Raw genomic sequence first — 21,855 nt, 5'->3', positions numbered from 1 at the left:
GATGGGTACCTTTCTGGGTCGTTGAACGGGTCGTCTTCGAGCTCCTGGTGCAGCGAGGGCGCGCTACCCCCGCGACACGGTGATGACCTGGTTGGTGTTCGCCCGGCGCGGGCTTCTTACCGGGCCGAGACTCTCGGGTAAGAACCCGCCCGCGTGGCGACACCAACAGGACATGACCGTTCACGAGCCGCAGGCGTCCCGCGGCACTGGCGGGCCGCCGATCGACGTCCAGTCCTGGCGCCGCCACCGGCTGCTCGAAGCGGGGTTCCCCGGCGCGTTGGCCGACACCGTGGCTTCCGACTCGCGCTTCGATCTCCATGCGCTGCTGCTGCTGGTCGACCGCGGCTGCCCGCCAGATCTCGCTGTGCGGATCGTGGCACCGTCTCCTCGGGAGATGGCACCGTGACCACTGTGAACCCGACCACCCCGGACGTGTTGCCTCCGCCCTCGGATGACGCGTGGCTGAGCGACCTGACCGATGACGGCCCAGCCGGTCAGCAGGCGTTGGGACACCTTCACCAGCTGCTGCTGCGCGCTGCCCGGCACCAGGTCTGGCGGCTGCGCAATCTGCTGCCGGGAGCCGGCGCCGGGGAGCTGGAGGATCTGGCCCAGCAGGCCGCCGACGACGCCCTGGTCGCGGTGCTGCGTCAGTTGGGCACCTTCGAGGGACGCAGCCGCTTCAGCACCTGGGCCTACAAGTTCGGGGTGCTGCACGCGGGCGTCGCGGTGCGCCGCCAGGCGTGGCGGCACCGAGAGGTCCCCCTCCCTGACACGATCGCCCTGGTCGACAGCTCGCCGGGCCCGGAGATGCACAGCGAGGGCGCACAGCTGGCCCGGGCCGTGCGGGCTGCGATCGCCAGCGAGCTCACACCACACCAGCGACGTGTGGTGCTGGCGCTGCTCGTGGAGGAGGTGCCGATCGACGTGCTGGCCGACCGGATGGGCAGCACCCGCAACGCCCTCTACAAGACCTTGCACGACGCCCGCCGCCGAATGCGGGCGGCGCTCACCGACAGCGGCCATCTTGAGAACCGCACGCACCGGAGCACACCATGACCGACCCGACCCGCGACCTGAGCGCCGAGACGATCCGTGGCCTGCTGGCAGACACCAGTCCCTATCTCTCCTGCGACGACTGCTTCGCGACGATCGACGTGTACATCGAGCGGCGAATCGCGGACCCGCAGTACGAGGACGCCGCCATGAAGGCCCACCTGGCCGGGTGCGGGGCGTGTGCCGAGGAAGCCGAGACCCTCCAGGAGTTCCTGGGCCAAGACGCCGGCTGACCACCCGTGCAGACCGCGCGGAGCGATGCCGCCTGCGACGACACAGACCGAGGAGCTGAGCCATGGGTCGGAGCCCCCGATGACCACGGCCTTCGTCCTCTCCGGCGGGGGCAGCCTGGGAGCCGTCCAGGTCGGAATGCTGCAGGCGCTCGCGGCTCACGGCATCGAACCCGACCTACTGGTCGGCACCTCTGTGGGCGCGATGAACGCGGCCTGGGTGGCTGCGCATGGAGCCTCGGCTGACTCCCTCGCCGGTCTCGCCGAGGTCTGGGGCCGGCTCACGCGCCGCGACGTCTTCCCGCTCCAGCTCGGCGTCGCACTGAGGGGGATCTTGGGGCGCAGCCCGAGCCTGACCGCTCCGGACCGCCTGGGCCAGCTCGTTGCCCGCCACGCCGGCATCGACACGCTCGAGGAGGCGAGGATCCCTGTGCACCTGGTGACCGCAGAGCTTCTCACCGGCCAGAATGTCAGGCTCTCCGACGGACCGCTGGTGACCGGGGTCCTGGCAAGTGCTGCCATCCCCGGGATCTTCCCGCCCATCACCCACAGCGGCCGTCACCTCATCGACGGCGGTGTCGCCCCACACACGGGCGTCACCGAAGCCTTCGACCTGGGCGCGACCATCATCTACGTACTCCCCGCGGGGACCTCGTGTGCGCTGCCCACGCCACCGTGCTCCGCAATCGGAGCAGCGCTGCATGCCCTCGCGCTGCTCATGCAGCAGCGTCTTGCCCGTGAGGTGGCCGAGTTCGCAACGGCAGCGACGCTGAAGATCCTACCTCCCCTGTGTCCGCTGACCATCTCGGCAGCGGACTTCAGCCACGGCGACGAGCTCATCGCCCGTTCGCGGCAGGTCTCCCAGGAGTGGATCGCCGCCGGCAACGTCGACCTCCCGGAACCTGAGCGATTCCTGTCGACGCACACGCACCGCAGCACTGCCGCACGCGACTTGGTGGCTGGAGCTCGACAACAGCGGGGCTGACACTCAGCCCTGGGCCATGTCCACGAACCGTGAGTAGTGGCCCTGGAAGGCAACGGTGAGGTCGCGGGTCGGGCCGTTGCGGTGCTTGGCCACGATCAGGTCGGCCTCGCCGGGGCGGGTCGACTCCTTCTCGTAGACGTCGTCGCGGTGGAGCAGGATCACCATGTCGGCGTCCTGCTCGAGCGAGCCCGACTCACGCAGGTCGCTCATCATCGGTCGCTTGTCGCCGCGCTGCTCGGGACCACGGTTGAGCTGGGACAGCGCGATGATCGGGCACTCGAGCTCCTTGGCGAGGAGCTTGATGTTGCGGGAGAACTCCGAGACCTCGAGCTGGCGGGACTCGACCTTCTTGCCCGAGCTCATCAGCTGCATGTAGTCGATGACGATGAGCTTGAGGTCGTGGCGCTGCTTGAGGCGTCGCGCCTTGGCCCGGATCTCCATCATCGTCATGTTGGGGCTGTCGTCGATGAACATCGGCGCCCCCGACACCTGGCCCATCTTGCGGGCGAGCTTCTCCCAGTCGTCGTCGCGCATCGTGCCGTTGCGGATGTGGTTGAGGGGCACCTTCGCCTCGGCGGAGAGCAGGCGCATCATGATCTCCGAGCGCGTCATCTCGAGGCTGAAGAAGACGCTGGTGAGGTTGTTGTGGATCGACGCCGCGCGGCAGAAGTCGAGGGCGAGGGTGGAGTTGTGCGTCGGGATCCCCGTGGGACCGGCCAGGTAGAGGTGGTCCTCGTTGTCGACCTGCACGCATCGCACGGGCACGGAGGCAACAGCACCGACCGACTCCACCTTGACCACGGTGCCGTCGGGCATCGCGACCGTGTGGGTCCGATCGAGCGTACGAGCGAGGACCTCGGTCGTCGTGACCGATGATCGTGGAGCTTGCGAGTCACCCGATGACACAGGAACTCCACGATCGTCCTCAAGTGCCGCCGCCGGACCCGACAGTGGCGTGGTCAACCACTGGTGCTCGGCATCCGCCACGATCACGGAGCCGTCAGAGAAGGTCACCTCGTAGCACGGCCGGTCGAGCATCACGTCGGTCGCAGCGACCACCCGGGTCGGCCGCCCCTGCGCGTCGTACAGCTCGTCGCCCACGGCCACCTCGCCCATGGTCGTCCAGCCCGTCGGGGTGGGGAGCGGGGTGTCGAGCGCCAGCGCCTTGCCCATGGCGGGTCGCGCCGCGACGATGATCATCTGGCCCGAGTGCAGACCGTTGGTGAGGTCGTCGAGGTCGGCGAAGCCCGTGGGCACTCCGTAGAGCCCGGCCTCCCGGTTGCCGATCGCCTCGATCTCGTCGAGGACGCCGCTCATGATGTCGCTCAGCGGCGCGTAGTCGACGGCCGCGCGCCGGTCGGTGACCTTGTAGACCTCGGCCTGCGCGTTGTCGACGACGTCGTCGATCTCGCCCTCGCCGGCGTAGCCGAGGGCGGCGATGCGGGTGCCGGCCTCGACCAGGCGGCGCAGGATCGCCTTGTCGCGCACGATCTCGGCGTAGTAGCCGGCGTTGGCCGCGATCGGGACGTTGGCCGAGAGGGTGTGCAGGTAGGGGGCGCCGCCGACGCGGACCAGCTCGCCGCGCTTCTGCAGCTCGGCGGCCACGGTGATCGGGTCGGCCGGCTCGCCGCGACCGTAGAGGTCGATGATCGAGTCGTGGATGACCTCGTGGGCCGGGCGGTAGTAGTCGACGCCCTTGATGACGTCGACGACGTCGGCGATGGCGTCCTTGGACAGCAGCATCGATCCGAGCACGCTCTGCTCGGCGGCGTTGTCCTGCGGAGGCGTACGGTCACCCGCCGAGCGCGGCGACTGGCCGGGCTCGTAGGCCGCCGGGCCGTCGCCCCAGGCCTCGTCGGTGTCCCCCTCGAAGGCGATGCTCACTCCGCGCTCCTCCATCTCGTGCCACCCACGACCCACTCACGACCCACCGTCCTCGACGGTAGGCACGACCACCGACACCGCCGGTGACCTGCGCCCGGCGAGCCGCGTCGGACCCCGCCCGTGAGCCCGTTCCTGCTCGGCGTCCGCGCGAGACCGTACGTCCTCGCGACGGCCCAGGGGAAGCCAGCGCGGCAGAGTTGTCCACAGGCTCTGTGGAGAACCTGCGGACGAGCGTGGACGACACGCACGCCGTGGTGCACACGACGTGGACGAGCCTGTGGACACGAGCTTGGAAATGCCGAGCATGACGCGTCTGACCTGCGAAAACACGACGCACAGCCTGTGGAGGAGAAATACACGCCCGCACAGGTCGTTCACCTGTCCGTCATCTGGAAGATGCCGTCCGCTCGGTCGGCGACCCGCCGTGACCGGTGCCCCCGGCACGTCATCCACACGGCCATTCACAGGTAGTCCGAAGGGACTATGTACGCGAGCGGAACCGACCGGTATCCGGTCCGGCACGGTCGTCGTCGGCCGTCGTTCCTAGAGTTCCACACGTGACGACCGACCGAGAGCGTGAGCGGGCGACCCACCGCGAGACCGATCGCGAGATCCTGCGCCTGGCCGTGCCCGCCTTCCTCGCGCTGGTCGCCGAGCCGCTCTTCCTGCTCTCCGACGCCGCGATCGTCGGCCACCTCGGCACCCCGGAGCTCGCCGGCCTGGGCGTCGCCGCGGTCGTCCTCCAGACCGTCGTCGGGCTGTGTGTCTTCCTCGCCTTCGGCACGACCGCGAGCGTGGCCCGGCACCTCGGCGCCGGCGACCTCCGTGGCGCCCTCGCCCAGGGCGTCGACGGCGTCTGGCTGGCCGTGCTCATCGGCACCCTCGCCACCGCCCTCGGCATCGTGCTCACGCCGACCCTGGTCGGCGCCTTCGGCGTGGGCGCGGAGGTCGCCGACCACGCCGAGACCTACCTGGCCATCGCCTTCCTCGGCACCACGCCGCTGCTCGTCATGCTCGCCACCACCGGCGTGCTCCGCGGCCTGCAGGACACCCGTACGCCGCTGCTGGTCGCCGTCGTGGGCAACGGCCTCAACATCGTGTTCAACGTCGTGCTCGTCTACGGCCTCGACCTGGGCATCGCGGGCTCGGCCATCGGCTCGGTCCTCGCGCAGGTGCTCAGCGCCGCCTGGTTGCTCGTCGTGGTCGTGCGCGCGGCACGAGAGCACGACGCGCCCCTGGCCCCCGACCGCGCCGGGATCGCCGCAGCCGCCCACGCCGCCGTCGCGCTCGTCGTCCGCACGATCGCGCTGCGCGCCTGCCTGCTCGTCGGGACGTACGCCGCCACCCGGGTCGGCACCCAGGCCACCGACGTCAACGTCGCCACCCACCAGATCGCCATCACCCTCTGGAGCTTCCTCGCCTTCGCCCTCGACGCCGTCGCGATCGCCGCGCAGGCGCTCACCGGGCGGGCCCTCGGCAGCGGAGACGTCGACGGCACGCGCCGGCTCACCCGCCGGATGGTGAGGTGGGGCTGGGGCAGCGGGCTCGTGGCCGGGCTCGCCCTCGCGGCGGTCGCCCCGTTCATCGGTGCCCTGTTCACCACCGACCCCGCGGTGCGGGACCAGCTGGTGCCGGTCCTGCTCGTCGCTGCGCTCGGGCAGCCGCTGGCCGGGATGGTCTTCGTCCTCGACGGCGTCCTCATCGGCGCCGGCGACGGCGCCTACCTCGCGTGGGCCGGGCTGGTCGTGCTCGCGGCGTACGCCCCCGCCGCGCTCTGGGCCGCCACCCTCCCCCACGGCCTGGTCGCGGTCTGGGTCGCGATGGCGTTCGTCTTCATGGGCGCGCGCGGGGTCCTGCTGTCGCGGCGGGCACGCGGTGACCGGTGGCTCGTGACCGGAGCGAGGTCGGCTCGTTGAGCAGGCATCACGACCAGGGAGGGTCCGAGGTGGGTCAGGTGGAGAAGCAGCGTGCAACCGTCCGGCTGGCAGTCCGGTGGGGGATCGTCACGCTCGTCGCAGGGGCACTCGTCCCCCTGGCGGGAGCCGCACCCGCCGCCGCCGAGCCGGGGTGCGTCGACGAGACGGCGCCCAGCATCCTGGAGAACGGCTGCGACGACAGCACGCCGCCCGACACCACCCTCGCCGCGTCCACCACGCCCAACGCCGCCGGCATGCTCGCCGTCTCCACGATGACCTTCACCGTGCAGCCGCAGGTCTCCGACGCCGACGCCGGCCCGTTCGGCCTCGAGTGCACCCTCGCCGGCGGCCCGCAGGCCCACGACTGGCGCACCTGCACCAGCCCCGTGACCTACGCCGACCTGCCCGACGCCCCCGCCGGGACCTACGTCTTCCAGGCGCGCGCCGTCGACCTCGGCGACGCCGGCCGCAACCCCGACGTGAACCCGCTGCTCCCCCCCGCGGTCGCCGACACCCCCGACCTCGACCCGACCCCGGCCATCGTCCGCTGGGGCCAGGACACCCGGGCGCCCTTCGTCTTCGTGACCTCCACGTCCTACGACGAGATCACCCCCACCCAGCCGGTGGTCACCGGCGCCGGGGTGCCGATCCGGCTCAACAGCAGCGAGGCGGGCTCGACGATCGAGTGCACCGACAACGGCCGACCCGTCGCCTGCTCCGCCGGTCGGTGGGAGCTCGCCGACCCGCGGGCCGGGCGGCACCGGTTCGCCGCGCGCGCCGTCGACGCCGCCGGCAACACCAGCGCCTGGTCGGAGCCGGTCGAGTTCTTCGTCCCCCGCAACCTCGCCCGCCAGCGCGGCTGGACGAAGGTCCGTGGCGCGGGCTTCTTCCGCGGGGACGCGCTCGCTGCCTCGCGGCGCGGCGCCCGGCTCGTCCTGCCCCGGACGATGGTCGGCGAGCTCCGGCTCATCGCCCCGCGCGGCCCGCGCCACGGCAAGGTGCGGGTACGGGTCGGCAGGCGCGCGTGGCACGTCGTCGACCTCTCCGGCCCGAAGGCCGCCCTGCGTCAGGTCGTCGTCATCGACCGCTACTCCGGTGTCCGGTCGGGCCGGATCGTGATCGAGTCGCTGAGCAACAGGCGCGTCGTCCTCGACGCCGTCGTGGCCAGGCCCGACCGCTTCCCAGCCGCCACCCGGACGGACGGTCCGCGGCCCTCACGCTGACGCGTACGGAGACACTGCGGGGTCACGTCTCCGTCACGAGAGAATCTTCAGACGCGGTTTTCGTTGACAGGCGCCCCACGTGTGACTTCAGATACAGGGGTTTCACACCTCATCCCGCCTGGATGACGTACGCATTCGCTCTCGGGGCGCGTCGTCATGCGGTCGGACCAGTCTCGTCGAACGGGAGATCCGCGTGATCCGTCGCACCATCGCGGCAGGCGCTGCCACCAGCGTCGCTGCCGCACTACTCGTGCCGTGGGGGACGGCTGCCAACGCAGCCGACCTCGACCCCGGCACCCTGAAGCCCGCGAAGGCTTCACCCGCGCAGGCCTTGAAGAAGGGCACGGTGCTCGAGCTGGGCACCGGCACGAAGGCCGAGACCTACATCGTCCAGCTGGACGCCCCTGCCGTGCCGACCCGCGCCAGCGCCGAGAGCCGCGGCGAGGCCGGCACGCAGTCGGAGTCTGCCTACCGCTCGGAGCTCAAGTCCGAGCAGGCCGACCTGGTCTCGTCGATCTCCGACGTCACCGGCGGCAGCGCGAAGGTGCTCTACCGCTACACCGAGGCGATCAACGGCATCGCGGTCACGCTGACCCGCGCGCAGGCGCAGAAGGTCTCCCGCCTCGACGGCGTCGCCGCCGTCCAGGTCGACTTCGAGCGCGAGCTCACCACCGACAAGGGCCCCGAGTGGATCGGAGCACCGACCATCTGGGACGGCTCCAACGTCCCCGCGGCCTTCGAGGGCAACAAGGGTGAGGGCGTCGTCGTCGGCATCCTCGACTCCGGCCTCAACCCGGACAACCCGTCGTTCGCCGACGTGGTGCCCGTGGAGCAGGGTGGCGACGGCTACGACCACACCAACCCGCTCGGCGCCGGCAACTACCTCGGCATGTGCGACCCCGCCAACACCGCGCAGTACGTCGCGGACTGGGGCTGCAACGACAAGCTGATCGGCTACTACAACTTCGAGAACCCCGCAGCCGGCGGCGACCCGTTCGACGACCCCTACGACGACGACGGCCACGGCAGCCACACCGGCAGCACCACGGCCGGCAACCAGGTCGACGCCACCGCCTACGCGGAGGGCGGCGAGTTCTCCGTCACCCGGCAGATCAAGGGTGTCGCGCCCCACGCCAACATCATCGGCTACGACGTCTGCGACGGCGGCTGCCAGGGCTTCTCGATCCTGGCCTCCATCAACCAGGCGATCATCGACGACGTCGACGTGATCAACTACTCGATCGGCTCCTCGGCCGCGTCCAACCCCTGGACCGACACCGACGCCGTCGCGTTCCTCAACGCCCGCGAGGCCGGCATCCACGTCGCCACCTCCGCCGGCAACGCCGGCCCCGGCGCCGCCACCCTCGGCAGCCCCGGTGACGTGCCGTGGATGACGACGGTCGGTGCGACCACGCACGACCGCAAGTACGTCTCCTCGGTCGTCGACATCGCCGCCGACGGTGGTGCGACGCTGGACGACATCGCCGGCGCCGGCCTCTCCGGCCCTACCGACGGCGCGTTCCCGGTCGTCGACGCAGCGACCATCAACAACAACTCGCTGTGCGAGGTGGGCAAGTTCCCCACCGGCACCGACCTGACCGGGAAGATCGTCATCTGCAACCGCGGCGTGACCGGTCGCGTCGAGAAGGGCGAGGTCGTCGCCGGGCTCAACGCCGAGGGCATGATCCTCGCCAACGACCAGGCCAGCGGCAACTCGCTCAACGGCGACGCGCACGCCCTGCCGACGGCACACATCAGCTACGCCGACGGCCAGGCCCTCCGGGCGTTCATGGCCGCCAACGCGGGCACCGAGGCGGCGCTCTCCGGCGCCGTCGAGGACATCAACGACGCGAACGGCGACATCATGGCCGCCTTCTCCAGCCGCGGCCCCAACCGCGCGGTGTCGATGATCAGCCCGTCCGTCTCGGCTCCCGGCGTGGACATCCTCGCCGCGGCCGGCGCGGACAACGAGGTCGTCTGGGAGTTCATCTCGGGCACCTCGATGGCCAGCCCGCACACCGCGGGTGCGCTCACGCTCCTCAGGGGCATGCAGCTCGACGTCCCCGAGGCCGAGCAGTGGAGCCCGGCCGAGGCGCAGTCCGCGCTGATGACCACCTCGGAGCGCGACATCACCGACTCCGACGGCACCGCCGCCGACTGGTTCGACATGGGCTCGGGACGCATCGAGCTCCGTCGCGCCGCCAAGGCCGGCTTCGTGCTCGACGAGGACCGTGCGGGCTACCTCGCCGCGAACCCGGCGAGCGGCGGCGACGTCCGCGAGCTCAACACGGCCAGCATGGCCGACGACGAGTGCCTGCAGACGTGTGAGTGGACCCGTACGCTCACCGGCACCGCCACCGGCGCCGGCACGTGGACCGTGTCGGTGGAGAACATCTCCGAGGGCATCACGCTCGACACCGACGTCGACACCGTCGCGCTGACCGACGGCGGCACCGCCGACGTCACCGTCACCGCGACCCTCGACGCCGGCGTGGCGACCGACGAGTGGCTCTTCGGCACCCTGGTGCTGACGCCGCCCGCCGGTTCCGAGGCACCGGAGGCGCACCTCCCCGTCGGCGTCCTGCCGTCGGCCGGCGTGCTCCCCGAGTCGATCGACATCACCACCCGTCGTGACGCCGGCTCCCAGGTGGAGTCGGGCTTCGAGGCCATCGCCATCAGCGACCTGCAGATCGACGCCAGCGGTCTGGTCCCCGAGGACCGCGTCGAGCTCGCGATCGCCGAGGACAGCACCAACACCGACCCCTACGACGGCAACGGCACGCACGTCGAGATGCTCGAGGTGCCCGCCGGCGCCACGAGCCTCATCGCCAAGCTGGAGAACCCGACGGCGCCCGACTTCGACCTCTACGTCGGGACGGGCGAGATCTCCGCGGCCAACGAGATCGCCATGAGTGCGAGCGCGGGCTCGGACGAGGTCATCGAGATCGCCGACCCGGAGCCGGGCACCTACTGGGTCCTGGTGCAGAACTGGGAGGCCTCCACGGCCGGTGGCACCGACACCACCGACCTGGTGACCGCCGTGGTCGCCGGCGACCAGGGCAACCTGCGCGCCGAGGGCCCCGAGGGCGCCCTGCCTGCCGCCACCCCCTTCTCGATCCGCACCTTCTGGGACGAGAGCGGGATGGACGCCGGGGAGACCTGGCACGGCACGCTGACCCTGGGCACCTCGCCGGCCACCCCGGGCGACATCGGCGTCGTGCCGGTGACGGTCGAGCGCGTCGAGGACGACGTGACCAAGACGGCCGACGTGGACGAGGCGGCACCGGGTGACACCATCACCTACACCGTCGACGTCGCGCCCAACGTCTCGCGCGAGGACGTGACCTACTCCATCACCGACGCCCTGCCCGAGGGCACGACGTACGTCGAGGGCTCTGCCACCGACGGCGCCACCTTCGCCGACGGCGTGGTGTCGTGGAGCGGTGACCTCGAGTCGACCTTCGGCGAGGAGGGCAACTACACGTTGACCACCAGCGCGCAGGACCCGTCCTGCCAGACGCCGTTCGGCCCGGGCTACGTCGACCTCCTCACGGCGAGCGACGGCGCCATCACCACGCTGCCGGACATCGGCTACGACGAGGAGACCGGTGACACCGTCACCTACTCCGCGTTCGCCAGCCGCGCGTACGGCTTCTACGGCGAGGCCTACAACGGCCTGCGGTTCAGCGACGACGGGTTCCTGGTCTACGGCTCCGGCTACGGCGGGCAGCCGTGGAACCCGCAGTCGGTGCCGAACGCCCTGGCGCCGAACAACCTCGCCGCGATGCTGTGGCAGGACATGCAGATCCGCTACGACGAGGCAGCCAACGCGGGTGTCTCGCTCGCGACCGCGGGTCCCGACGTGGCAGTGGTCGAGTTCGACGACATGCGTCTCTACGGCGACGAGGCCGGCGAGGGAGGCTCGCTGGACATGGAGGTCTTCGCCTTCACCGGCAGCAACGACCTCGTCTTCGCCTACGACAACGTCGAGACGGGCGCCCTCCTCGAGGGCGTCACCATCGGCACGGAGAACGCCAACGGCTCCGTGGGTGCCGCCCTGGTGAACGCGGGTGACGCAAGCACCGTCATCGAGGACGGGCTCAACATCTGCGCCACCTACTCCGAGCCGGAGGCCGAGTCGGCGAGCTTCAGCTACCAGGTCACCGTCGACCCGACCGTGGGTGTCAAGGACCTGACCAACAAGGTCGTCCACACGACCGACAACCCGGGCGCCAAGCCCGTGTCGGTCAGCCACACCGTGAAGATCAAGGGTTCCGCGGTCGGCGCCAACGTGGCGCTGTCGCTCAACCCGACCACGATCGACACGGGTGCCACCACGGCGGCCACGGCCCAGGTGTTCAGCACGGGCCCGACCGCCCCCACGGGCACGGTCGAGTTCTGGGCCGGCACCCGCCTGGCGGGCACCGGCACCCTGGACACCACGGGCAAGGCCACGGCCACGCTCACGGGCTTCACGACGGCCGGGACCTTCCCGGTGGTCGCGAAGTACCTCGGCGACGGCACCACCGCGGCGGCGACCTCGTCGCCGGTCAACCTGGTGGTGGGCGACGTCGTCAAGGTGAAGTCGCGGATCGACGTGGACGCGCCGAAGGTGATCAAGAAGGGCAAGAGGGCCAAGCTCAGGATCGCCGTGTCCGCCCCCAAGGTCGTGCCCACCGGCACGGTCGAGGTGACGGTCCGTGGTGCGCTCAAGAAGAAGACCTGGACGCTGACGCTCAACGAGTACGGCAAGGTCCGTCTCAAGCTGCCGAAGGCGACCAGGGTCGGCAAGATCAAGGTGAAGGTGGAGTACCTCGGCGACGCCGCGGTGCTCGGCAGCAAGGACAAGCTGAAGATCAGGGTCGTCAAGGACTGATCGAGGTGATCCTCACCTGAACGACAGGGAGGGGCCGGCGGTGGCGACACCGTCGGCCCCTTCGTCATGTGTGGGAGGTCGTGCGCGGAACGGCTCCCGGAGCCGTCCCGTCAGACTGGGATGATGCACACGATGCGCCGTCTCCCCCTGCTGCTCGTGACCTCCGTGCTGGTGGCAGCCTGTGGCGGCACCACCGATCCCCCGAGCGGCGAGGAGACAGCCGTGGACCCGAGTCCCTCATCCAGCCCGTCGTCCAGCCCGTCGTCCGGTGCGCCGGCCGACGCCGTGCGCGCTGCGGACGACCTGGCCGCCACCCTCGACGTCGGTGTCGACGAGGTCGAGGTGGTCTCGACCGAGGAGGTCACCTGGCGCGACGGCAGCCGCGGCTGCGCCAAGCCGGGCGAGATGTACACCCAGGCACTGGTCGACGGCCTGCGTATCACGCTGCGGGTCGGCGGGCGGACGTACGAGTACCACTCCGGCGGCAGCCAGCCGCCCGCGCTCTGCGAGAAGCCGACCGAGTAGCCCGGACAGCACGACGGCCCGCCACCCCATGAGGGGCAGCGGGCCGAGCGTGGTCGTGCTGGTGCGGGTCGCGTCAGGCGGGGACGACGTTGAGGGCCACCGTGGCGGACACCTCGTCGTGCAGCTTGACCGACACCTCGTGGGCGCCGAGCGTCTTGATCGGGTTGACCACGACGATGGTGCGGCGGTCGACCTTCTCGCCGGAGACGGCCGTGATGGCGTCGGCGATCTCGGTGGTGGTGACGGCGCCGAACAGGCGGCCACCCTCGCCGGCGCGGACCTTCACCATGACGGCGTTGGCCTCGAGCTTGGTCTTGACGTCCTTGGCGTGGTCCTCGTCGCGCACCGCGCGGGCGGTGCGGGCGGCCTTGATCGACTCGATCGTCTTCTCGCCGCCACGGCTCCAACGGATGCCGAGGCCACGGGGAACGAGGTAGTTGCGGCCGTAGCCGTCCTTGACCTCGACCACGTCACCGGGGGCACCGAGGCCGTCGACCTCCTGGGTCAGGATGAGCTTCATGTCTCCCGCTCCTCTCAGCGACCGGTGGACGTGTAGGGCAGCAGGGCGAGCTCACGCGCGTTCTTGACGGCGATGGCCACGTCGCGCTGGTGCTGGACGCAGTTGCCGGTCACGCGGCGGGCGCGGATCTTGCCGCGGTCGGAGATGAACTTGCGGAGCAGGGTGGTGTCCTTGTAGTCGACACCGGTCGCCTTCTCCTTGCAGAACTGGCAAACCTTCTTCTTGGGCTTGCGCAGAATTGCCTTGGCCATTGTGGTGCTCCCTTTCAGTGAGCCCGGCCCTGAGGCAAATCAGGGACGGAATGGAATGAATGTCTTGTCTGGTCTCCCGGACCAGGACTAGAAAGGCGGCTCGTCGTTGCCGCCGCTGACCCCGGGCGTGGCCCACGGGTCGTTGGGCGGGGCGGACTGACCGCCACCCTGGGGCTGGCCGCCCTGGGGCTGACCGCCCCAGCCGCCGCCACCCTGCGCGGGCGCCGGGCTGGCCCACGGGTCGTCGGCCGGGGCGGACTGCTGTCCACCGCCGCCGCCACCCGAGTAGCCACCGCCGCCGCCACCGCCGGAGTAGCCGCCACCGCCGCCCTGTCGCGTCGTCTTGGTGACCTTGGCCGATGCGGAACGCAGCGACGGGCCGACCTCCTCGACGTCGATCTCGAAGACGGTGCGCTTCTCACCCTCGCGGGTCTCGTACTGACGTGACTTGAGGCGACCCTGGACGATCACCCGCATGCCCCGCTGGAGGGACTCGGCGACGTTCTCCGCGGCCTGCCGCCACACAGCGCAGGAGAGGAACAGCGTGTCGCCGTCCTTCCACTCGTTGCTCTGGCGGTCGAAGGTGCGCGGCGTCGACGCGATCCGGAAGTTGGCCACGGGTGCCCCCGAGGGGGTGAACCGCAGCTCCGGGTCGTCGACGAGGTTGCCGATGACGGTGATCGTGGTCTCGCCTGCCATGTCAGGTCTCCTCTAGATGTCCTGTGCTGTCCGGAGTTGATCCGGGAGTGCTCTCGGTGTTGCGCCCATCAAACAGGCACTCACCGACAGCGGGAAGGGTCTTTCCACAGATGCCCGAGCGGGCGATCAGTGGGCGTCGGGACGCATGACCTTCGTGCGCAGGATCGACTCGTTCAGCGTGAGCTGGCGGTCGAACTCCTTGACCGTCGCGGGCTCGGCCGTCAGCTTGACGACGGCATAGATGCCCTCGGCGTTCTTCTTGATCTCGTACGCCATCCGGCGACGACCCCACACGTCGAGCGACTCGATCGAGCCACCGTCCTTGCGGATCACGTTGAGGTACTTGTCGAGCGACGGCTCGATGGTGCGCTCGTCGAGACTCGGGTCGAGGATGACCATCACTTCATAGGCACGCATAGCGGTCTCCACCTCCTCTGGGCTAGAGCGGCCACGGGCTTTCCGTGGCAGGAGGGACTGTGCGTTCACGGGCGTACGACGTGGGTCGCGGCACCGCGGTCGCCCGAAGGCAACCGGGGAAGATTACCAGCGCCACGCCGCGGGCCCGGAATCGTCGCTGCTCCTGTGGACGACGCCCTGCCGGCGCGAGGCCCGGGCTAGCGTCGGAGGGTGCCTGCGACAGCGCCCCGCTCCGCCACCGTGGTGGCCGGGCGCTACCGCCTGCTCGACCAGGTGGGCAGCGGCGGGATGGGGTCGGTGTGGCGCGCCCACGACGTACGCACCGGGCAGGACGTGGCCCTCAAGGTGCTCGGCCGGCACGGCTCGGCGCTGCTCGCCAGGTTCGTGCGCGAGCAGGCGATCCGGGTGCGGCACCCGCACGTCGTGGCACCGCACGGGTGGGCCGCGGAGGACGATCTCGTGGTCCTCGCGATGGAGCTGGTGCCCGGCGGGTCGGTCGCGGACCTGCTGCGTGAGCACGGGCCGCTCGACCCCGGAACCGCCGCGCTCCTCGTCGAGCAGCTGCTGCTGGGGCTGGGCGCCGTGCACGGAGCAGGGCTGGTGCACCGCGACGTCAAGCCCGCCAACCTGCTCCTCGAAGCCACCGGCGACGGTCCACCGCACCTGCGGCTCGGCGACTTCGGCGTGGCCGCACCGATCGCCGACCGGCGCTTCACGACCGTGCCGGGCGCCATCGGCACCGACGGCTACATGGCGCCCGAGCAGGCGCGCGGGGCGCCGCCGGAGCCGACGCAGGACCTGTACGCCGTGGGGCGCGTGGCCCTCGAGCTCGTCACCGGGCTGCCTCCCGCGCGCCAGCGGGAGATCCCCTCCCACCCGCTCCGACCGCTGGTCGAGCGCCTGCTCGTGACCGACCCGGAGCAGCGGATCGCCACCGCCGACGCGGCGCTGCGGCTGCTCCGCAGGCTGCCCGTACCCCCGCCGGCCGGCCCGCCCGTGCGCGACCGGCTCGGGCCGCCACCGCGAGGCCGGCGTGCGCCCCGCCCCGCACCCCGGGACGCGGTCGACTGGCCCGGCTGGCTCGCGGTCGCCGCGCTCGCCGGCGTGGTCGCCTGGTGTCTGTACGTCCTCCTAGGGTGGTCTCCATGAGCACCCCACTGCCGATCGGCGCGCACGTCGAGCAGACCGACCCCGTCGCCGAGGCGGCGGCGCGCGGCACCACGCTGGTGCAGTTCTTCCTCGGCGACCCCCAGGGCTACAAGGGCCCCGAGGTGCGCTTCGAGGGCGGGCCTGAGGCCCTGCGGTCCGCGGCCGAGCAGGCGGGGGTCGACCTCTACGTCCACGCGCCCTACATCGTCAACGTCGCCACCACCAACAACCGAATCCGCATCCCGAGCCGCAAGCTGCTCCAGCAGCACATGGACGCGGCCGCCGAGATCGGCGCGAAGGGCCTGATCGTCCACGGCGGGCACGTCAACAAGTCCGACGACCCGTCGGTCGGCTTCGACAACTGGCGCAAGGCGATCGAGGCCACCGACCTCAGGATCCCGCTGCTGATCGAGAACACCGCCGGCGGCGACAACGCGATGGCACGCCACCTCGACCGGATCGCCGGCGTGTGGGACGCGATCTCGTCGGCCGAGGGGGCCGAGCACGTCGGGTTCTGCCTCGACACCTGCCACGCATGGGCCGGCGGCATCGAGCTGGGCGACGCCGTCGAGAGGGTCCGCGCCATCACCGGCCGCATCGACCTCGTCCACGCCAACGACTCGCGTGACGCCTTCGACTCCGGCGCCGACCGCCACGCCAACTTCGGCCGGGGCCACCTCCCGGCCGACGAGTTCGCCGCTGTGGTGCGCGAGGCCGGGGCGCCGGTCATCTGCGAGACGCCAGGCGGGCCCGCGGAGCACCTCGCCGACTTCGCGTGGCTCCGCGAGCACCTGTGAGCCGCACCGGTCGCCCCTGACGGGGTTCAGCCGGCCGGCCGCGCCGTGACCACCACGTTGCTGCGATAGGCGGTGCCGTCCCAGTCCTCGCAGGTGATGAGCACCAGCCGGCCAGGACCGGTCCGGCCGAACAGGGACGCGCTCCTGCGCGCCAGCTCGTCCCGGCTGAGCACCTCGACGGTGTCGACCGCGTAGGCCACTTCGCGCGCCCCGGAGCGGACGACGACGTCGTCGCCGGCAGCCAGGGTCTCGAGGTCGTCGAACGCTCCCCCGCCGGCGCGCACCGTGTGGCCGGTCACGACGGCGGCGCCGGCGGACGCCCCGGGTCGGGCCCCTCCCGTCCACCAGCCCACCTGCCGCGGGTCGGAGGGCGGCGTGAGCACGCCGCCCTCGGTGCGGATCCCCGCCACCGGCGCCCCGACACCGAGCGCCGGCACGACGAGCAGCTCCGGCCGTACGCCCGGGTCGGCCGGGGACGAGGCCGGCGAGGGTGTCGCCGACGGAGCGGGCGTACGAACCGGCTCCGCCACCTGCACCGCCGCGGGTGGCGGCGAGGTCGGCGTGACCTCGGCCGGCGGCGGCCCGCCGACGCCACCGGCGAGGAGCAGCCCACCCGCGGCGAGCGCGGGTGCGGCTGCCCCCAGCAGGACGGCCGTCAGTCGACGACCGCGGACGTCAGCCACGGGCGCGGAGCCACCCGAGGCGGGCGCACACGCCGCCGAGCAGCACCAGCAGTGCCCCGAGGACGACCTGCGCCAGGCCGGGTCCGACCGGCTGCACCTGGTCGAGGCCGGCGTTGACCGCCGTCGGGAGCTGCTGCTGCTGCGCCGGAGCTGCCGACGGGCTCGTCGAGTGCTCCGCGGCGTTGCCCCCGTCGTTGTCGTCGTCGGCGAACGCCTGCTCGCCGAGCACCTCCGGCTCCTCGGTCTCCTCCGGCTGGGTCTCCGGCTCGTCGGTCGGCGGGGTGACGGGCGGGGTGACGGGCGGGGTGACGGGCGGGGTGACGGGCGGGGTGACGGGCGGGGTCGTCGGCGGGGTCGTCGGCGCGCAGCCCTCGACCCAGAAGACCTTCGACTTCGTGTCGTTGCCGATGGAGCCGGGCGTCGCGATGGTGAGCTTCACGTGGTAGCCCTGCTGCGGGTGCGGCGCGCCGGTGAACGACAGGGTGTAGGTCTGTCGGCCGTCGAGTCCGGTCGGCGTGCCCGCGCCCGTCGCGGGATCGCCGCCGACGAAGACCTGTGAGGGGCCGGAGACAGCCATCCCGACCCCGGTGGTCGGAGCCTGCTCCTCGAAGGAGACGGTCGAGACGATGTCGGGTCCCTCGTCGAACCCGTACCACTCGACGTCGAAGCTGCAGCCGACGTGAGGAGTGTTGTTCGGGATGGAGTCGATGTCGCCCAGCGGCGCGATCTTCACCGTGCCGTTGTTGCCGGGCGGGTCCGCGAGGGCGGCAGGTGCGGCCATCACGGTTCCGAGGCAGACCAGGGCCGCGAGGCCGAGTCGCGGGGCGAGACGGTAGTGGTCGTTCGAGGACATGCTGATCCCCCAGGGGTCGGTGTCGCGCCGGCGCGCGAGGAGATGGATGGGGGCCGCGGAGCACCTCGGTCTCCCACAGACCGCGCCGCGGCCCCTCACTCCAGAGAACGTCGGTGCAACCACAGGAGGTACGCCCAAAGGGCGGATTCGGTTGAACGTGCAACCTTTCTTGAACCAGTCTGGACGAACTTGAGGAAACGACCGATCTCCCTCCCACGGCAATGTTCCGAGTGGACGCAACCGAGCGTGCGCCCGCTGCGTCTTTCCTCACGAAGGGACCAGACACGTACGGGGGTCGTGTCTGGTCCCTTGTAGCGTGTCCGGGGTGACGACCCCCCTGACGCTCCGCCCCATCTCTGCGCAGGAGCACCGCGACTTCATCACCACCCGGTCGTCCGCCAGCTTCCTGCAGACCCCCGCCTGGGCGAGCGTGAAGGCCGAGTGGAGGGCCGAGTCGATCGGCTGGTTCCGAGACGGCCACGTCGTCGGAGTGGGTCTCGTCCTCTACCGCCAGCTGCCGAAGGTCCGGCGCTACCTCGCCTACCTGCCCGAGGGCCCCGTGATCGACTGGACCGGCGACGACCTCGAGGCGTGGCTGGCACCGATGGTCGCGCACCTCGAGCGCCAGGGGGCGTTCGCCGTCCGGATGGGCCCGCCGGTGGTGACCCGCCGGTGGTCCGCCGCGCAGATCAAGGCCGGCGTCGCGGACGAGTCCGTACGCCGGCTCGGCGACGTGCCTCCCCTCGAGCGGTCGCAGGACGGCGCGCGGGTCATCGCGCAGCTGCACGAGCTGGGGTGGCAGCAGCAGACGGCGGAGGGCGGCTTCTCGGCCGGCCAGCCGCAGTTCAACTTCCAGGTGCCGCTCGTCGACGGCGACGGTGTCCCGCGCAGCGAGGACGACGTGCTCAAGGGCATGAACCAGCTCTGGCGCCGCAACATCAAGAAGGCCGACAAGTCGGGGGTCGAGGTCTCCCGCGGCGAGCGCGCCGACCTCAAGGCCTTCCACGACCTCTACGTCCACACCGCGGAGCGCGACTACTTCACGCCGCGGCCGCTGTCCTACTTCCAGACCATGTACGACGCCCTCGGCGCCGAGGACCCCGACCGGATCCAGCTGTGGCTGGCCCGGCACGAGGGCGACCTCGTCGCCGCGACCATCGCGATCCGGGTCGGCACCCACGCCTGGTACTCCTACGGCGCCTCCTCCACCGAGAAGCGTGAGGTGCGCGGGTCCAACGCCGTGCAGTGGGCGATGATCCGCCACGCCATGGCTGCCGGCGCCCACGTCTACGACCTCCGCGGCATCACCGAGACCCTCGACGCCGACGACCCGCACGTCGGCCTGATCCAGTTCAAGGTCGGCACGGGCGGCGAGGCCGTCGAGTACGCCGGGGAGTGGGACCTGCCGGTCAACCGGGTGATCTACAAGGCCTTCCAACTCTACCTGGCGAGGCGCGGATGAGCGAGCGCAGCGAGCGAGTCATCGAGCACAGCACCGCTCGTGCCTCATGCGCGCACGGAGCGAAGCGAGTACGTGCATGAGCCTGACGCTCACCGTCGACGGCGAGCGGTGGCGCAGGCACCTGCTCGCGACCGTCGAGAAGCAGCCGGGCATCGTCCCGGTCGCCAAGGGCAACGGCTACGGCCTCACCCTCGGTCGCCTCGCCCGCCGCGCCCAGTGGCTCGCCGACCACGCCTCCGACACGGGGGCTCCGCTCGACCTGCTCGCCGTCGGGACGTACGACGAGGTGGAGCAGGCGGCCTCGCGCTACGCCGGTGACCTGCTGGTGCTCACCCCGTGGCGGCCGTTCGGCGCCGCGCTCGACCTCGACCCGCGTACGTCGGCGCGGGTCGTGCACACCGTCAGCCGGGTCGAGGACCTCGCCGCGCTGCGCGAGCGGGACCCGGACGCGCGCTTCGTCCTCGAGCAGCTCACGTCGATGCTGCGTCACGGCATGACCCGGCGCGACCTCGCCGCCGCGGCCGAGGCGCTCGGTCCGGCGCGCAGCGGGCTGCGCGGCGTCGCGATGCACCTGCCCCTCAACACCACCTCGCACCTCGGCGAGGTGAGCCGGCTGATCAACGACGTCGTCGCCTCGGGCCTGTCCACGCGCACGGTGTTCGTCTCGCACCTGACCGGCGCCGAGCTGGCCGGCCTGGCCACGAGCTATCCCGACTTCACCGTCCGTCCGCGCGTCGGCACCGACCTGTGGCTCGGCGACCGCGGCGCGCTCGCCGTCACCGCGACGGTGCTCGACGTGCACGAGGTCGAGCGCGGCGACACCTTCGGCTACCGCGGGCGCAGCGCTCCCAAGCACGGCCACATCGTGGTGGTCAGCGGTGGGACGGCCCACGGCATCGGCCTCGAGGCGCCCACCGGCGACCAGTCCCTCAAGGCACGCGCCGCGACCCTGGCGCGCGGCGGCCTCGACGCGGTCGGCTTCGTCCGGTCGCCGTTCTCCATCGACGGCAAGCAGCGCCTGTTCGCCGAGCCCCCGCACATGCAGGCCTCGATGCTGTTCGTCCCGTCAGGGGCGCGGGTGCCCCGCATCGGTGAGGACATCGACGTCCGGGTCCGCTTCACCGCCACCGACTTCGACCGGGTCGTCGTCGGCTGACGCGTCCCTGAGGACCGCGACCACGAGCCACACCAGCCCGGCGACCCGCAGCAGGATCGCGAGCCAGTAGGCCCGGCCGTCGTCGGCGACCGTCGGCACGATCGCCTGCCCGACGTACCACCCGGTGATCACCCAGCTGACCAGGTGCAGCCCCTGCCAGACGAGCAGGTCGCGCCAGCGGCGTACGGCGAGGGCAGCCAGTGGGAGCACGAGCAAGGCGGTCTCGGGCGGGGCCGCCGGCGCCACGACGAGCGCGGTGGCGAGCAGGACCAGGCCGGCACGCGCGGTGGTCAGCGCCGTGGGCCGACCGCGCCTCAGCAGCAGCCACCACACCGCACCTCCGGCCACCGCGAGGACGGCGAGCTGCACGAGCGTCCGCGACCGTGCCGACCCGCCGAGACCGAGCTGCTCGAGCAGCAGCCAGATCGACCCGAGGTCGGGGGACTCGACTCTCGCCCGCCCGGGCAGGGTGACCACGACGTACGCCGCGGCTGCCGCGAGCAGCGCGTCCACGCGATCGCGCAGACGACCCCCGACGGCGATGACGCCCACGAGCGCGACGGCCACCGGGAGGGCGAAGGCGGCGCCCACACCCGCTCCGACACCGGCGAGCCAGGGCCGGCCCGACGTCCACCCCCACAGCAGCACCGCCACGCCCACCGCGGCCACGAGCTCCCACGAGAGCCAGTGCACGAGCAGGACCGGGGCCATCGCCCAGCCGGCCGCGGCCCACGGCCGGCGTACGTCCACCCGGACGAGCAGGGCCGTCGTCAGGAGCGCGAGCGCGGCGAGGAGGACGGCCAGGACGGCGGTCGTCGCGACCGTGCCCGAGCCGGGGAGCGCCTCGGCCAGCCGGACCAGCCAGGTGGCGACGTGCGGCGGCGACCCGGCGTCGGCGGACGCGCCGGCCAGGTCGCTCCAGCACAGCTGGGCGTAGGGCTGGTCGGCCTTGCTCCAACCGGACGGCACGCAGGCCGACTTGCCCACCATCCCGCCGGCCAGCACGACCGCGGTCGCACCGAGGAGCACCCGCTGGGCGTTCCACCAGCGGTGTCCCGCCGCGTGCGCCCCGAGGGGTCCGCCGACCACCTCCGACATCGCCGCCGCGACCGGGTCGGTCCGGGTCGGCGCCTCGTGGGAGTACGCGACCGGATCCGTCGGGTGGGGGTCCACCGG

At 71.7% G+C, this 21,855-nt stretch carries 20 protein-coding genes; 12 read left to right on the top strand and 8 right to left on the bottom strand.

Annotated features, from left to right (window positions below):
- Positions 1 to 172 precede the first annotated feature (172 nt).
- The 4 genes from EXE59_RS04270 (at position 173) to EXE59_RS04255 (ending at position 2,268) form a co-directional block, all read left to right on the top strand.
- The gene (locus tag EXE59_RS04270) at positions 173 to 406 is read left to right on the top strand and encodes a hypothetical protein (protein WP_135837785.1); all 234 of its coding nucleotides are present in this window, start codon (positions 173 to 175) and stop codon (positions 404 to 406) included.
- A gap of 5 nt (positions 407 to 411) precedes the next feature.
- On the top strand, positions 412 to 1,056 hold the full coding sequence (locus tag EXE59_RS04265) for an RNA polymerase sigma factor (protein ID WP_246056490.1): 645 nt from the start codon (positions 412 to 414) through the stop codon (positions 1,054 to 1,056).
- A complete protein-coding gene (locus EXE59_RS04260; RefSeq protein ID WP_135837783.1) occupies positions 1,053 to 1,286 on the top strand; it encodes an anti-sigma factor in 234 nt (77 codons plus the stop codon). Before EXE59_RS04265 ends, EXE59_RS04260 begins: the two co-directional genes overlap by 4 nt.
- A gap of 79 nt (positions 1,287 to 1,365) precedes the next feature.
- Positions 1,366 to 2,268, top strand: coding sequence for a patatin-like phospholipase family protein (locus tag EXE59_RS04255; RefSeq protein ID WP_135837782.1), 903 nt, complete (start codon positions 1,366 to 1,368; stop codon positions 2,266 to 2,268).
- A 3-nt stretch (positions 2,269 to 2,271) separates the two neighbouring features.
- On the opposite strand, the gene dnaB is transcribed toward EXE59_RS04255, so the two are convergent.
- A complete protein-coding gene (gene dnaB, locus EXE59_RS04250; RefSeq protein WP_425464508.1) occupies positions 2,272 to 4,152 on the bottom strand; it encodes a replicative DNA helicase in 1,881 nt (626 codons plus the stop codon).
- A gap of 557 nt (positions 4,153 to 4,709) precedes the next feature.
- Here dnaB and EXE59_RS04245 point away from each other — a divergent pair.
- The 4 genes from EXE59_RS04245 to EXE59_RS04230 all read left to right on the top strand — a co-directional run bounded on the left by EXE59_RS04245 (position 4,710) and on the right by EXE59_RS04230 (position 12,692).
- Complete coding sequence (locus EXE59_RS04245) at positions 4,710 to 6,068, top strand: MATE family efflux transporter (RefSeq protein ID WP_135837780.1); 1,359 nt, start codon at positions 4,710 to 4,712, stop codon at positions 6,066 to 6,068.
- A 38-nt stretch (positions 6,069 to 6,106) separates the two neighbouring features.
- Positions 6,107 to 7,291, top strand: a complete 1,185-nt coding sequence (locus tag EXE59_RS23645; RefSeq protein ID WP_168218402.1) for a hypothetical protein — start codon at positions 6,107 to 6,109, stop codon at positions 7,289 to 7,291.
- Positions 7,292 to 7,484: 193 nt separating this feature from the next.
- Positions 7,485 to 12,167, top strand: coding sequence for a S8 family serine peptidase (locus EXE59_RS04235; RefSeq protein WP_135837779.1), 4,683 nt, complete (start codon positions 7,485 to 7,487; stop codon positions 12,165 to 12,167).
- Positions 12,168 to 12,299: 132 nt separating this feature from the next.
- Positions 12,300 to 12,692 carry a hypothetical protein gene (locus EXE59_RS04230; protein WP_135837778.1) on the top strand — a complete coding sequence of 131 codons (393 nt, stop codon included), beginning with the start codon at positions 12,300 to 12,302 and terminating at the stop codon, positions 12,690 to 12,692.
- A gap of 73 nt (positions 12,693 to 12,765) precedes the next feature.
- On the opposite strand, the gene rplI is transcribed toward EXE59_RS04230, so the two are convergent.
- From rplI to rpsF, 4 genes are all read right to left on the bottom strand, one after another.
- Positions 12,766 to 13,212: a 50S ribosomal protein L9 gene (gene rplI, locus EXE59_RS04225; RefSeq protein ID WP_135837777.1), complete on the bottom strand. Its 447-nt coding sequence runs from the start codon at positions 13,210 to 13,212 to the stop codon at positions 12,766 to 12,768.
- Positions 13,213 to 13,226: 14 nt separating this feature from the next.
- Positions 13,227 to 13,463, bottom strand: coding sequence for a 30S ribosomal protein S18 (gene rpsR, locus EXE59_RS04220; RefSeq protein WP_056603689.1), 237 nt, complete (start codon positions 13,461 to 13,463; stop codon positions 13,227 to 13,229).
- Between the two features lie 87 nt (positions 13,464 to 13,550).
- A complete protein-coding gene (locus EXE59_RS04215; protein WP_135837776.1) occupies positions 13,551 to 14,162 on the bottom strand; it encodes a single-stranded DNA-binding protein in 612 nt (203 codons plus the stop codon).
- A 126-nt stretch (positions 14,163 to 14,288) separates the two neighbouring features.
- Entirely contained in the window at positions 14,289 to 14,579 is a 291-nt protein-coding gene (rpsF, locus tag EXE59_RS04210) for a 30S ribosomal protein S6 (RefSeq protein ID WP_135837775.1), read from the bottom strand.
- 210 nt (positions 14,580 to 14,789) lie between these two features.
- Here rpsF and EXE59_RS04205 point away from each other — a divergent pair, with 210 nt between their 5' ends.
- Both EXE59_RS04205 and EXE59_RS04200 read left to right on the top strand, forming a co-directional pair.
- Positions 14,790 to 15,728, top strand: coding sequence for a serine/threonine-protein kinase (locus tag EXE59_RS04205; protein ID WP_135837774.1), 939 nt, complete (start codon positions 14,790 to 14,792; stop codon positions 15,726 to 15,728).
- A complete protein-coding gene (locus EXE59_RS04200; protein WP_135837773.1) occupies positions 15,725 to 16,525 on the top strand; it encodes a deoxyribonuclease IV in 801 nt (266 codons plus the stop codon). Before EXE59_RS04205 ends, EXE59_RS04200 begins: the two co-directional genes overlap by 4 nt.
- Before the next feature lie 26 nt (positions 16,526 to 16,551).
- On the opposite strand, the gene EXE59_RS24375 is transcribed toward EXE59_RS04200, so the two are convergent.
- Complete coding sequence (locus EXE59_RS24375) at positions 16,552 to 17,208, bottom strand: class F sortase (RefSeq protein WP_246056488.1); 657 nt, start codon at positions 17,206 to 17,208, stop codon at positions 16,552 to 16,554.
- A complete protein-coding gene (locus EXE59_RS23640; protein WP_168218337.1) occupies positions 17,201 to 18,061 on the bottom strand; it encodes a hypothetical protein in 861 nt (286 codons plus the stop codon). Before EXE59_RS23640 ends, EXE59_RS24375 begins: the two co-directional genes overlap by 8 nt.
- Positions 18,062 to 18,386: 325 nt before the next feature.
- Here EXE59_RS23640 and EXE59_RS04185 point away from each other — a divergent pair, with 325 nt between their 5' ends.
- Both EXE59_RS04185 and EXE59_RS04180 read left to right on the top strand, forming a co-directional pair.
- Complete coding sequence (locus tag EXE59_RS04185) at positions 18,387 to 19,523, top strand: lipid II:glycine glycyltransferase FemX (RefSeq protein ID WP_246056486.1); 1,137 nt, start codon at positions 18,387 to 18,389, stop codon at positions 19,521 to 19,523.
- Between the two features lie 76 nt (positions 19,524 to 19,599).
- The gene (locus tag EXE59_RS04180; RefSeq protein WP_135837772.1) at positions 19,600 to 20,679 is read left to right on the top strand and encodes an alanine racemase; all 1,080 of its coding nucleotides are present in this window, start codon (positions 19,600 to 19,602) and stop codon (positions 20,677 to 20,679) included.
- On the opposite strand, the gene EXE59_RS04175 is transcribed toward EXE59_RS04180, so the two are convergent.
- Positions 20,590 to 21,852, bottom strand: coding sequence for a hypothetical protein (locus EXE59_RS04175; RefSeq protein ID WP_135837771.1), 1,263 nt, complete (start codon positions 21,850 to 21,852; stop codon positions 20,590 to 20,592). The genes EXE59_RS04180 and EXE59_RS04175 overlap by 90 nt on opposite strands.
- Positions 21,853 to 21,855 lie beyond the last annotated feature (3 nt).

The organism is Nocardioides eburneiflavus, from assembly GCF_004785795.1.
Classification (GTDB): domain Bacteria; phylum Actinomycetota; class Actinomycetes; order Propionibacteriales; family Nocardioidaceae; genus Nocardioides; species Nocardioides eburneiflavus.
This window is presented reverse-complemented; position numbering and strand designations above follow the sequence as displayed.